Here is a 13,413-nt window from a genome sequence, read left to right as displayed (position 1 = left end):
TTATAAAGAAAAGCCCATCGCGTTAAGTCTCGATGGGCTTTTTTTATGAACACTTTTAATAAAGTGTTTTATCTCTATGATAAACATACGAAGAGTACAGCCCAGAAAAATAAAAAAGCTCCCCCTAATCACAGTCCTTTCATATAGAATACAAGCTTAATTAAATAGACGGCAACACCAACTTACGATCAACGGGTTTGATAGCAAAGCATAAGCGCCTTTTACAAAAGCATAAGAGTAAAAAGATCCCATCACGGTCCAGAACCAAGGAAATGTAACACATCTATACCCGACGCTATTCATTCACTAATAACATTGAGGTCTATCCTCAGCCTGTAAGCTGTTGGAATTCAAAACCCTTTGTTTATAGGGTATAAGAAAATATCAAAATTATAAGACTTTTTAAAGTTTCACAGCCATTACTTCAACCAACTAGTCCTGTTAATTGGATAAATAAAACGCATAAAAAAATGGCTCCTTTAGAAGGAGCCATTTACAAATATTTGATATGCGGTAATTATTATGCTTCTGATTTCTTAGAAGCTAATACAGCAAGATTGTAAACTACAAGTCCAAAACCAATTTTGTTGATAGCATCACCGATGTTGTAAACGATGTCTAGATTAAATCCACCAAAGAAAGGCTCATACCATCCTGGAGTTCCAGCCATGTAACCTATTGGGTAAATTGCCCATCCTACTAGTACAAACCAGCAAAGTGTTTTGTGAGCTGCAAGAACATCTCCACCAGCTGCTACAGCTAATTTTTTAGCTTGACCGAACCAGATGTCGTAAACAATTACGAAGTACGCTAAACCTGAAATAAGACCCCAGAACCATGCGTTATCGCGATCTACGGCTTCACCTAGGTAACCTGTAACTAACATCACTACAGAAAGAAAAATAAGTCTCCACATAAGGGATTTCTTTGCTCCTGCAACTTTAAGAATTAAATAAAACTCCACACACATCAAAGGCACCGTAAGTACCCAGTCAACATATCTAAAGAATACTGGAGATTCACCAAAGCTTGCCCAGTAATCGCGCATGTACCAATAATGCACTGCTGCGATAAAGGTAATTAATCCAGAAACTAGAATAGAAGTTCGCCACTTCTTGTCAAAACTGCTCATGGATAAGAAAAAGAAGGCACTAGCTGCCATCATAGCCATACACCCTACAAAGAATGTAAATCCTACATAATCGTCAGCAGCTAATCTAGCTACCTCAAGATTTAAAAGTAATTTAGTCATAATATTTGGTTTATATATTCAAGTAAATATACGAAATCAGAATTAATATTGTTTAACTTTACAATGTTAAAATTAAACAAAAGTTTATGCCTAAGAAATTGCACCTGTATAATGCCATAATGGTATTAAGCTTTTTTGCCTTGTGGATTTCCATACAAGTGCCTGATAAATGGGAGTTTGCCATTGGATATTTTTTAATATTAACTATAGGAGTAGGACATGGAGCAAATGATCTAAAGATTTATTTTAACACAAAAAAAAATAACAACAAGAATGTTTTTTCATTTAATGCGTTATATGCACTAGTCGTTTTGATGGGTTTTGCGCTGTTTTTCATCATCCCAGAAGTCATTTTAGTCCTATTTATTTTAATAAGTGGTTACCATTTTGGACAAGAGCATTTTGAAAGGTATAAGATTGCTTCTTTTTGGCTTTACAACCTGTTTTTAACTTCTTATGGATTGAACATTATTCTTACTTTATTAGTAATACATCATACCGACAGCATCCTGATAATAAATGACCTCTTAAAAACTGAGATTACCTACTCCTTTTTATTGTACCCTTTAATCGTATCGGCAGCGATAATGATCATCAGCTCTATAAAGGTCATGAAATCCTTATCTTGGAATATGATAGGCCGAGAAATATTTTACCTTATTGTGTTGTATCTTTTATTTCAAACGGCCAGTTTACTTTGGGGTTTTGCCATATATTTTATTTTATGGCATAGCATCCCCTCTATTTACAATCAGATTGCTTTTTTAAATGGGGAAGTTTCAAAAGGTTCCATAAAAAAATACATAATAAATTCTTTAATTTATTGGATCGGTGCCTTGGTGTTTTTAGCTGTATTGTATTATTTTTTAAAAGACTACACCAACCTCTTCCTTTCTACCATTATTGCTTTTTTGGGAGGTATTACATTCCCTCATGTGTTTGTGATGAATCATTTACACAAGAAATAAGTTGTTACCTTTTATTTTAATTCCGCTTTCGCGAAAGCGGAACACAGAAAGAAATTAGTGCCCAGTGGTCGCATATTAAAAGTTTGATCTCTACCACATTCACAAACCAAATGAAAACCTTGAAGATAAACCCCTTAAATAGTATCTTTGCGGTCTTCAAAAAATGAGTCAAAAATATGTTTGATAATTTAACTGACAAGCTCGATAAAGCCATGCATGTCCTTAAGGGACACGGAAGCATTACCGAGGTAAACGTTGCAGATACTCTTAAAGAAATACGTCGCGCTCTCGTAGATGCCGATGTGAACTATAAAATCGCAAAGGATTTTACAGCTCGTGCAAAAGAGAAGGCATTAGGCCAAGGTGTACTCACCACACTAAAACCTGGCCAACTTCTTACCAAAATAGTAAAAGATGAGCTCACAGCCCTTATGGGAGGAGAGGCCGCTGGGATCAATCTAAGTGGTGATCCTACCGTAATTCTTATGTCCGGTCTTCAAGGATCTGGTAAGACTACTTTTTCTGGTAAACTGGCTAACTACCTAAAAACCAAAAAGAATAAAAAAACACTGCTAGTAGCTTGTGATATTTATCGCCCAGCGGCAATAGATCAATTGCATGTAGTAGGAGAAAGTGTAGGAGTTGAAGTGTTTTCTATTCGCGAAGAGAAGAGTCCTGTAAAGATTTCTCAAGCCGCAATTGCCTATGCAAAAGAAAACGGTTTTAACGCTGTCATTATAGATACCGCAGGTCGTCTTGCGGTAGATGAGCAAATGATGAAAGAAATTGCCGATGTGCACGCAGCAATTCAACCTCAGGAAACTCTATTTGTAGTGGATTCCATGACAGGTCAGGATGCTGTAAATACCGCAAAGGCTTTTAATGATATTTTAAATTTTGACGGTGTTGTTCTTACAAAACTAGATGGTGATACACGTGGTGGTGCTGCCTTATCGATCAAATCTGTAGTAGATAAGCCTATTAAATTTATAGGTACTGGAGAAAAGATGGAGGCTATCGATATTTTCTATCCAGAACGTATGGCCGACCGTATTCTAGGAATGGGAGACGTAGTCTCTCTGGTAGAACGCGCGCAAGAACAATTTGATGAAGAAGAGGCTAGAAAGCTGAGTAAAAAGATTGCAAAAAACCAATTCGGTTTTGACGACTTTCTTTCTCAGATACAGCAAATCAAGAAAATGGGTAACATGAAAGATCTTATGGGTATGATTCCTGGTGCAGGAAAAATGCTCAAAGATGTGGATATCGATGATGACGCTTTTAAAGGTATTGAAGCGATTATACATTCCATGACTATTGAAGAACGCACACAACCTCAAGTGATTAACGGCTCGCGTAAAAAACGTATTGCTAATGGTAGCGGTACCTCAGTAACTGATGTCAACCAATTGCTGAAACAATTTAACCAGATGAGCAAAATGATGAAGATGATGCAAGGTGGTAAAGGAAAAGCAATGATGAGTGCTCTAGGTAATATGAAATAATAAATTGCCGATTTTAAAAATATTTTAAACTAAAAAATCCTAAGCTAGCGCTTGGGGTTTGTTGTTAGATCTCCTTTTTATGCTTCGCAAACCTTATCGTTAACAAGTAGGTAATAAGTGTAGGTATTTAAATTTCTTAATTAACTAGTTATTTGTGAATTTTACAAATGCCTTAACTATTACGCACAACTATGATTATTCTCGACGGAAAAAAAACCAGTAATGACATTAAGAACGAGATCACGGAGACCGTTCAAAAAATGAAAAATAACGGTGAGAAAGTACCTCATCTCGCTGCGGTAATCGTAGGAAATGATGGTGCAAGCCTTACTTATGTAGGTTCTAAAGTGCGTGCTTGTGAACGTGTAGGATTTGAAAGTACTATGGTACGCCTACCTGATACTACCAGCGAGACCGAACTTCTTAAAGAAATTAAACAACTAAATGATAATCCAGAAATTGATGGGTTTATTGTTCAGTTACCCCTACCTAAACAAATTGACACCCAAAAAGTCTTGATGGCAGTAGACCCTGATAAAGACGTGGATGGCTTCCACCCTACTAACTTTGGTAGAATGGCGCTGGATATGAGCACCTTTATTCCTGCTACCCCTTTTGGAATACTTGAATTATTGGATCGTTATGGTGTAGAAACTCAAGGGAAACACACTGTTGTTATAGGAAGATCACACATTGTTGGAAGACCTATGAGTATATTAATGGGAAGAAAAGGATTCCCTGGCAACTCAACGGTTACTCTTACTCACAGTCATACCAAGAATATAACGCAAATCACTTCTCAAGCAGACATTATTATTACCGCTCTTGGTGTTCCAGGATTCCTAAAGGCAGAAATGGTAAAAGACGATGTGGTTATTATAGATGTAGGAATTACTCGTGTACCTGACGAATCTAGAGAACGCGGATACTATATCACTGGTGATGTAGATTTTGAAAATGTTTCTAAAAAGGCAAGTTACATCACACCTGTTCCAGGGGGTGTTGGCCCCATGACCATTGCAATGCTGCTCAAGAACACCTTGTTAGCTAGAGAACGTCATAGAGCGGCTGCAAAATAGTCCTACAAGAATGTTTAGAAAGCTGCTTTCGCGAAAGTGAAATAGTGCAAAAGAACGCAAGCTTTACTCTTGTAAGAATGAAGATTCAGTCATCATCTATTCTGAGCTTATCTACACTTTAGAGATCTAAGATGAGATGCAGACGGTGTGGGGATGATATCTTTCTATAACTCCAAATAAGAGGGAACTTTTACTGCTCTCTATGCAGTTATAAAAACGGAGTTGACTATATTTTTGATCCCTCCTGACGATAAATACGCAGCATTGGAACAACTAGAGGGAATCAAGAGTAGTAATCGTTTGATCGTTCTTTTTCATGTGAGCTGAGCTACGAGATCACTTGTTTCTAATAATAACCTACCAGAATTTTGACTTTATTCTACTTGATTATTGCATTACTTGCTCTCTAAGCTAACAGAGTGGCAAATAGATAGTATCTTAGATTTTTTCAAAGCAAAACACTTTTTTTTTATTTCAATAAATAAGTGGTTGCTCTAAAGAAGGGCTCCACTCAAATACGAGTTCATAAAATAAACATAGTATCCCTTATGGAAGACTTTCTCCAACAACTTCCTCAACTAGCGCAACAGAAGAAAAAAGAAAACACAGACTTCTTTAAAAAACTGCGCAAGAAAAAACCAAAAGGACTAGACGGTGTCGTTCAAGAAATTCACAATGAAGTTTTTGAAGAAGTAGACTGCCTTACTTGTGCTAATTGTTGCAAGACTACCGGGCCTCTATTTACCAATATTGATATCGATAGAATTGCTAAGCATTTTAGAATGAAACCCGGTGATTTTATCGATCAATTTTTAAAGGTTGATGAAGATCAGGACTATGTATTGCAACAAACTCCATGTCATTTTCTAGGAGCCGATAATTATTGTTCTATATATGAAGTGAGACCCAAAGCCTGCAGAGAATACCCTCATACCGACCGAAGAAAAATTTATCAAATAGGAACACTTACCGTGACAAACACTTCTGTTTGCCCAGCTGCCTACAAAATAGTAGAACGTATGAAAGCTAGCCTACCTACCTTATAAGAGTGATTTCCTACATAGCTTTTGTTATAGTTTCTTAAATTCTGAGCCATCTTTTGTTAAACCCTTTTGAGGGAGCCCTTCCTCTCTTATCTTTGGTAAGATGAAAATTAATATACTTATCGTTTTTTTGATGCTCAGCCTACTCTCCTGTGATCAACGACCTATTGCAAAAGTGGTCACCATAAATCAGGACGGATTAAAACAAGCTCTTATTGCAGATAATGAAAAAATAAAAGTGATCAACTTTTGGGCAACTTGGTGTGCCCCTTGTATAGAAGAGTTACCCTATTTTGAAAAAATAGGTGCTTCCTATAAAGAGGATTTGGATGTTATTTTAATCTCTTTAGACGAGGCAAAAAGTATAACAACTGCGGTCCAACCCTTTTTAGAAAACAATCAAATAAGGTCTAAGGTATTACTCCTAGATGATCCTTATGCGGCAGAGTGGATTCCCCTAGTTGATCAGCACTGGGATGGTGCTATACCTGTGACTTTAATCATTTCTAAAGACAAAAAACAATTTTACAACAAAGCATTGACCTACGATGAATTGGAAAATGCCATAAATGAATTTTTATGAAGACGTTAAAAATATTAGTGATTCTATTAGTTGGCGGACTTGCAATTTCATTTTTTTTCGGAATACTAGATCATCGAGAGCGCAAAAACCTTTTTGCTCAAAAACCCACCCCCAATAAGGAATACCTCCATACAGAAGCAGCCGTAAAAATTAGCTCCACAAAAGGATATGATATAGGTGATGCTGCAACAGATTTTTCTTTAAAAAATACAGATGGCAATACCACATCTCTTAAGGACTTTAAAGAGGCAAAAGGATTTGTTATTATTTTTACCTGCAATCATTGCCCTTATAGTGTGGCGTATGAAGACCGAATTATCGCTTTAGACCAAAAATATAAAAGTGTAGGATACCCGGTTATCGCTATCAATCCTAATAACCCAAAAGAATACCCTACCGACAGTTTTGACGCTATGAAAACAAGAGCAAAGGAAAAAGGCTTTACTTTCCCCTATTTGTTAGATGCCGGACAAAAAATTTACCCTCAGTACGGTGCTACAAAAACCCCTCATGTCTTCTTACTTCAAAAAGAAGGCAAGGACTATATCGTAAAATATATAGGGGCCATTGATGATAATTATCAAGATGCAAATGCGGTGAAGAATACCTATCTTGAAAATGCGTTACAAGCCCTGCTCAATGGTGAACGCATAAAGGTCACTACATCTACGGCTATAGGATGCCGTATTAAGTAAGGCTGTGCATTTGTGTTTGAATTTCAAAAAAGAAAAGAAAAAAATATTTTACCCTGATACCCTTAGATGCTTACCGGTGCAAATTAGCATCACTATTTTCTATACATGCTTATGATCTACTCATGAGCTTTTCTTATTTCTGAGGTTTATAAATTGTATTTTTGCATAAAATCAACTTTATGATCCTGGAACAATATTATACTAAATGTCTTGCTCAAGGAACCTATTACATTGCCTCAAACGGTGAAGCTGCTATCATTGACCCTTTGCGAGAGGTACAACAATACATAGACCGCGCTAAAGAAGACGGCGTGACCATTACCTATATTTTTCTTACCCATTTCCACGCAGATTTTGTTTCTGGACATGTAGATCTAGCAGATAAAACTGGGGCCACGATTGTTATAGGTCCAAATGCGGTTACTAGTTACGCTTTCGCGAAAGCGGAACACTTACAAGCATTTAAAATAGGGAACCTGTCGTTACAATTATTGCACACTCCTGGACATACCATGGAATCTTCTTGTTATCTTTTAAAAGACGAAGAAGGTAAAGAACAAGCTTTATTTACTGGTGACACTCTTTTTATAGGAGACGTAGGAAGACCAGATCTAGCTGTGAAATCTGACATAAGCAAAGAAGATCTTGCCGCTCATTTATACGATTCCTTAAGAAATGAAATCATGCCTTTACCTGATCACATTACCGTATATCCAGCTCACGGAGCAGGAAGTGCATGTGGTAAAAATATGAGTAAAGAAACCAGTGACTCATTAGGCAATCAGAAAAAAACCAATTACGCACTGTCTCCTACATTAAGTAAAGAAGATTTTGTAAAAGAAGTGACTACAGGTATCGCAGCGCCTCCTGCTTACTTTCCTAAAAATGTCTGGATGAATAAAGGCGTTAATTCTAGCATAGACGAAGTTATTGCAAGAGGAATAACACCTATAAAGTTGGCCGCTTTTAAAGCACTCGCTGAAGACCCTGATTATTTAGTGTTAGATGTAAGATCTCCCCAAGAATACACGGCAGGTGCCATTCCTGGGTCTTGGTTTATAGGTCTGGATGGACAGTTTGCCCCATGGGTAGGTGCTTTAATTGAAAATATAGATCAGAAAATAATTCTCGTTGTCCCTGAAGGGCGGGAAAAAGAGGCGGTGATCAGACTTGCTCGTGTAGGTTATGATAATGCCCAAGGATACTTATCAGGTGGTTTTGACACTTGGAAAAACAGTGATTTAGAAGTCACAACTATTAAAAACTGTACCCCACAAGCTTTTATAGACGGTTTGGAAGATGGTTCTGTAAAAAACCCCATAGATACACGTAAGCCTGGTGAATATGAAACTGGGCATATTTGCAGTGTACCGCTACATACTTTAAGTGAGATCCATGAAGAAGTAAAAAACTTAAATGCTGATACCACTTATCACGTTCATTGTGCCGGTGGCTATAGATCTGTAATATTTTCTAGTATTGCAAAGGCTAACGGCATTAAAAATATAATAAATGTAGAAGGTGGTTATGGAGCCATTAAGAATACGAATTTAAAAAATCAAAAAATAGTTGCGACAAGCAATTGTTCCTTATAAGACAATTATGATAACAGACCTCAACAACCAAGAATGGAAAGAGCAAACGGCTCAAGATACTAAAGGCTTTATTATCGATGTGCGCACCGATGAAGAAGTAAGTGAAGGAATTATTCCAAGCGCTTTGCATTACGATATATTTAAACCTCAAGAATTCATGAACGCTATGAATAATATGGATGCCGACCAGAATTATTACGTTTACTGCCGTGCTGGCAGTAGAAGTATGCAAGCTTGCCAGATCATGGAGCAGTTGGGTTTAAAAAACACTTTTAACCTTACTGGCGGTTACAGCAATTGGGATGGAGATACAGCAATCCCAGAATAATGAAAAGTCTATTTAAAATACTACTCATATCCTTACTGGTACTCTCTGTACAAAGCTGTTTCAATGACCAACCAGGTGTCATCAATCAGGTGACTGTAGAAGAAGCAGCTAACATGATGGAATTGAATAAAGTCAAGGTGATTGATGTACGCAGCGAAATACAGTTTACTGATAAACACATTAAAGACGCGATTAATATTGAGGTAGAAGATGATGACCTCAATAGCTACCTTGATCAATTAGATAAAAACGAACCCCTTCTTATCTATTGTAATAAAGGTGGCCAAAGTGAGCGTTGTGCTCAGATTCTCCAAGATAAAGGCTTCACTCTTATTTATGATATGCAAGGTGGTATTTCCAAATGGGAAGAAAGCGGCAGAGAAGTACTCGTCAGAAATTAATTTAAACAGCATTTTATGCAACTTAATAGTATACCTAAACTTAAACATTTAGATGCAAATAACTTCTTTCTACTCGCTGGACCTTGTGCCATTGAAGGAGAAGACATGGCATTAAGAATAGCTGAAAAAGTGGTCAAAATTACAGATCATTTAAAAATACCTTATGTTTTTAAAGGAAGTTTTAAAAAAGCAAACCGCAGTCGTATTGATAGCTTTACAGGTATAGGAGACCTGAATGCATTAAAAATATTACGTAAAGTTTCTGAGACATTTGATATCCCTACGGTTACCGATATTCACGAGGTCAGCGATGCAGCAATGGCAGCAGAGTATGTGGATGTATTACAAATTCCTGCATTTCTCGTAAGACAAACTGATCTAGTTGTCGCAGCAGCAGAAACCGGCAAAGTAGTGAACCTTAAAAAAGGTCAGTTCATGTCACCCGAAGCCATGAAGCATGCCGTACAAAAAGTAAAAGATACAGGAAGTGATAAAGCATGGATCACAGATCGTGGTACGATGTTCGGTTATCAAGATATGATTGTAGATTTCAGAGGGATTCCTACCATGAGAGCCTTTGCTCCTACTGTTCTTGATGTGACTCATAGTTTACAACAACCTAACCAGAACAGTGGTGTTACTGGTGGAAGACCAGACATGATAGAAACTATCGCTCGCGCTGGTATTGTCAACCATGTAGATGGTTTATTTATAGAAACACACTTTGACCCAGCAAATGCAAAAAGTGACGGAGCAAACATGCTGGATCTTCAACATTTAGAAGGACTTCTTACAAGACTGGTTGCTATTAGAAAAACAATCAATTCGTTTTAACACTCCCATTCTCTTCAAATTCCAAGCTGCTATTTTAAAAATAGCAGCTTTTTTTTTGCTGTAACTCCACAAAGATTTAAAAATAAGGCCGTCCAAAAGAGCTTTAGGATGAGATGACAGATAAGGGGCAATCAGGTACATTTCAATTAGTATGTTGAATCAAATTCAACAGAAGCTGCTTTATTAAATGCCATTCAGCTATATTTTATTCTTACTCATTTAACTGCTTAAAATAGCTACTACCCTGCTGTATCATAATTTTATGTTCCATTAAATACGAATTAAAAAGATTTTTAATTCAACAAAAAACATCTAAACCTGTAACAATTTATAAAATGACAGGTCTATCTGGTAAGTAACTAACAATTAAAAATTTTAAGACATGAAAAAAATAATAGTAATAACTGCTGTCCTTTTTGTAGGCTTATGTACCGCACAAAGTATTCAAGAAGTAGAAGACTTCTCCAAAATTAAAATTGATACGGAGGCACAAGTTGAAATAGTGCATTCTAATAAAAGTCAAATTATTTTCAATAAAAACACAGAAAACCTAAAAGGTTTAAACGTTGTGTCTGATCATAATTCTTTGGTCATTACACAAAATTCTGAACAAAGTATTCCTGGACTGAAAATTCGTATTTATACCGACGACATAGAAGCACTTTCTATAACAGGCAAGACACAGGTGACCTTAACAAATTTCAAATATCAAGATAGAATGGTCATCCTTGCCAATAAAGGTGCCCTTGTAAATACTGGTGATACCGAGATTAAAGACCTTCAAATACTGCGCTCGAATGACAGTAAAGTTATTAGCCATAATGCAAAATCAACTAATGAAACGGTTGATGGAGTGCCGATGGTTACCAATTAAAACATCTATTTATAGATTTGAAATGGCTTCATGATCACTCATGAAGCCATTTCTTTTTATTAAAATTAAACTCGTTACCTTGTGACGGTCTTAACAAAAAGTCGTTTATGAAATCCTGTCTTGTTTTAGCTTTAATCACCCTCATTTCCATTACCTCCTGTCAAAGCAGTGAAGAAGATTACATCCCTACAGATCAAACTATTTTAGAAAGTGTATTTGGCACGAATGTGGACCTTAATTCTACTTTAAATTATCAAAACACAAATATCCCACCTTACATACGCTTTACGGAAACAGGAAATACCATAGATAATAAAAAAGCCACCTTAGGACGCATATTGTTCTACGACAAACAATTATCTATTGACAATTCAATTTCTTGCGCTAATTGTCATCAACAAGAAAATGCTTTTAGTGATACCGCAATAGCCAGCATAGGTGTTAACGGAGTAACAGCAAGACATAGTATGAGGTTAGTAAATACTGGTTTTCAAGCAGGGACTAACTATTTCTGGAATGAAAGAGTCAACTCGTTAGAAAGACAAGTAACCGAACCTATTAAGGATCATTTAGAAATGGGTTTTAGCGGTGAAAATGCTGCTCCTAATTTTGACGACCTATTAAGTAAATTATCTCAAATTGATTATTACCAAGTACTTTTTAATCATGTTTATGGTGACGAGTTGGTTACTGAAGAACGTCTACAAGAAAGTCTTGCTCAATTTGTTTTAAGTATTCAGTCGTTTGATTCTAAGTATGATGATGGTCTTTTATTAACTGGAAATCCAGGGCAGCCGTTTCCTAACTATAACATGTCAGAAAATCGTGGGAAATTTTTATTTACCACCGTCCCACAAAATGGAGGTGCAGGTTGCGTGAGTTGCCACGTACCACCAGAATTTGCGATAAAAGATAATATTCACAACAATGGAATCATCGCGACCATTGCAGACCCAACCATTTTTGATCACAATAACACAAGAGCTCCTACTTTAAGAGATTTAGAAAACCCAGCAGGCTACCTTAATGGACCTCTTATGCATAACGGCTCTTTAAATTCCTTGTTAGAAATGGTAGAACATTATAATGATATAGATATGACTAACCAGCAACTGGTAGACCCATTATTGTTTCAAGGATTAGGCCCTAATGGCCCGATAGGGCAACAATTGAATCTATCTATTACTGATAAAGAAGCTTTAGTAAATTTTTTAAAAACCTTAACTGGTAATGATATGTATACGAATGTAAAATGGAGCAACCCTTTTATTACTCCATAAATCAAGGAACTAAAAGCCTATTAAATTCTTCCAGAGAACCTTTAAAAACATTGGCATCTACTAATGTTACAATGCCATTTACAGGCATGCGGTCGGTGTACTGCCAGAAATCCCATGAAATGCGAGGGGAGGCAACTCCGTTATAGTTAGCAATCCATACTCTTGGATAATCATTAAAATAGGCGTCGGCTTTCAAAACATCTCTATAAAAAGCTTCCCCGCTATATATAATAGGCTTCACACCATAATGAGTTTCGATGATCTGGATCCAATTTTTAAGTCCTTTCCTCAACGACTTTTTATTTTGGACATTGGAGATATCTTCAATATCGAGTACTGGTGGAAGATCTCCTTTTGCTATAGAAACGGTTTCTATAAAATGATGCGCTTGCTTTGTGCTATTGACATTACTCCAGTAATAATGATAGGCTCCTCGAGAGAATCCATGATCCAAAGCCGCTTCCCAATTTTCTTTAAAGCGTTGATCCTTATTCATTCCTACCGTTGCTCTTATAAAAGCAAAATTGAACCTATGAGCGGTATCTGGATGTTTTACCTGTTGCCAATCAATAAGTCCTTGATGATGACTGATATCTATTCCGTGAATTTGAAATTTCTTAATTCGTTGGTGTAAAAACGTGTTAGCAGGTTGTCGGGGACTGCTATGATAAGAATAACGCTCGGTCATTATTATAGTTACCGTCACTAAAAGAGTCACCGCTAGTACGATCACTGCTGTCCATTTTTTAGGCTTCATTTCTTTGTTTTGGAGTTACATTTTTAATCATTGCTTTCTTCTCATTTTACCACTCGCAAAGAACAATTTCTATTGTAGTTTTCACAAGCGATAAGAACTCCATACTGGTTCCGTTATGGATCATTTTATCAGGATATAAATTTACAAATGTCTTTCTCCTTTTTTTAAAAAAAAATCAGACTTTTATCATTTATATATTTAATGCTAATGCTGTTTCAA

At 36.5% G+C, this 13,413-nt stretch carries 14 protein-coding genes; 12 read left to right on the top strand and 2 right to left on the bottom strand.

All coding sequences use genetic code 11. From position 1 onward, the window contains the following. Positions 1 to 520: 520 nt before the first annotated feature. A complete protein-coding gene (locus CW736_RS07970; RefSeq protein WP_101013455.1) occupies positions 521 to 1,252 on the bottom strand; it encodes a bacteriorhodopsin-like in 732 nt (243 codons plus the stop codon). An 86-nt stretch (positions 1,253 to 1,338) separates the two neighbouring features. Here CW736_RS07970 and CW736_RS07965 point away from each other — a divergent pair, with 86 nt between their 5' ends. The 12 genes from CW736_RS07965 (at position 1,339) to CW736_RS07910 (ending at position 12,437) form a co-directional block, all read left to right on the top strand. Further along, positions 1,339 to 2,220, top strand: coding sequence for a Brp/Blh family beta-carotene 15,15'-dioxygenase (locus CW736_RS07965; protein ID WP_101013454.1), 882 nt, complete (start codon positions 1,339 to 1,341; stop codon positions 2,218 to 2,220). A gap of 176 nt (positions 2,221 to 2,396) precedes the next feature. Further along, positions 2,397 to 3,725 (top strand): signal recognition particle protein, encoded by a 1,329-nt coding sequence (gene ffh, locus CW736_RS07960; RefSeq protein ID WP_101013453.1) that lies wholly within the window; start codon positions 2,397 to 2,399, stop codon positions 3,723 to 3,725. Positions 3,726 to 3,916: 191 nt separating this feature from the next. Next, positions 3,917 to 4,804, top strand: a complete 888-nt coding sequence (locus CW736_RS07955; RefSeq protein ID WP_101013452.1) for a bifunctional 5,10-methylenetetrahydrofolate dehydrogenase/5,10-methenyltetrahydrofolate cyclohydrolase — start codon at positions 3,917 to 3,919, stop codon at positions 4,802 to 4,804. 548 nt (positions 4,805 to 5,352) lie between these two features. Further along, positions 5,353 to 5,850 carry a YkgJ family cysteine cluster protein gene (locus CW736_RS07950; RefSeq protein WP_101015075.1) on the top strand — a complete coding sequence of 166 codons (498 nt, stop codon included), beginning with the start codon at positions 5,353 to 5,355 and terminating at the stop codon, positions 5,848 to 5,850. Between the two features lie 100 nt (positions 5,851 to 5,950). Then, entirely contained in the window at positions 5,951 to 6,430 is a 480-nt protein-coding gene (locus CW736_RS07945; RefSeq protein WP_232735317.1) for a TlpA family protein disulfide reductase, read from the top strand. Next, positions 6,427 to 7,125 (top strand): thioredoxin family protein, encoded by a 699-nt coding sequence (locus CW736_RS07940; RefSeq protein ID WP_101013451.1) that lies wholly within the window; start codon positions 6,427 to 6,429, stop codon positions 7,123 to 7,125. The genes CW736_RS07945 and CW736_RS07940 overlap by 4 nt, the downstream gene beginning before the upstream one ends. A 179-nt stretch (positions 7,126 to 7,304) precedes the next feature. After that, positions 7,305 to 8,720: an MBL fold metallo-hydrolase gene (locus tag CW736_RS07935; protein ID WP_101013450.1), complete on the top strand. Its 1,416-nt coding sequence runs from the start codon at positions 7,305 to 7,307 to the stop codon at positions 8,718 to 8,720. A 7-nt stretch (positions 8,721 to 8,727) separates the two neighbouring features. Next, positions 8,728 to 9,048 (top strand): rhodanese-like domain-containing protein, encoded by a 321-nt coding sequence (locus CW736_RS07930; RefSeq protein WP_317044390.1) that lies wholly within the window; start codon positions 8,728 to 8,730, stop codon positions 9,046 to 9,048. Then, positions 9,048 to 9,449 (top strand): rhodanese-like domain-containing protein, encoded by a 402-nt coding sequence (locus tag CW736_RS07925; protein WP_101013449.1) that lies wholly within the window; start codon positions 9,048 to 9,050, stop codon positions 9,447 to 9,449. The genes CW736_RS07930 and CW736_RS07925 overlap by 1 nt, the downstream gene beginning before the upstream one ends. A 15-nt stretch (positions 9,450 to 9,464) precedes the next feature. Further along, positions 9,465 to 10,283: a 3-deoxy-8-phosphooctulonate synthase gene (gene kdsA / locus CW736_RS07920; protein ID WP_101013448.1), complete on the top strand. Its 819-nt coding sequence runs from the start codon at positions 9,465 to 9,467 to the stop codon at positions 10,281 to 10,283. Between the two features lie 382 nt (positions 10,284 to 10,665). Continuing rightward, positions 10,666 to 11,157, top strand: coding sequence for a GIN domain-containing protein (locus CW736_RS07915; RefSeq protein WP_101013447.1), 492 nt, complete (start codon positions 10,666 to 10,668; stop codon positions 11,155 to 11,157). A gap of 107 nt (positions 11,158 to 11,264) precedes the next feature. Beyond that, positions 11,265 to 12,437: a cytochrome-c peroxidase gene (locus tag CW736_RS07910; protein ID WP_101013446.1), complete on the top strand. Its 1,173-nt coding sequence runs from the start codon at positions 11,265 to 11,267 to the stop codon at positions 12,435 to 12,437. Position 12,438: 1 nt separating this feature from the next. Here CW736_RS07910 and CW736_RS07905 read toward each other — a convergent pair whose 3' ends face one another. Beyond that, positions 12,439 to 13,194 (bottom strand): glycoside hydrolase family 25 protein, encoded by a 756-nt coding sequence (locus CW736_RS07905; RefSeq protein WP_232735316.1) that lies wholly within the window; start codon positions 13,192 to 13,194, stop codon positions 12,439 to 12,441. Positions 13,195 to 13,413: the final 219 nt, after the last annotated feature.

Source organism: Nonlabens sp. MB-3u-79, assembly GCF_002831625.1.
Classification (GTDB): Bacteria; Bacteroidota; Bacteroidia; order Flavobacteriales; family Flavobacteriaceae; genus Nonlabens.
Note: the sequence above shows the minus strand (reverse complement) of the source record. Positions and strands in the feature narration are given on the sequence as shown.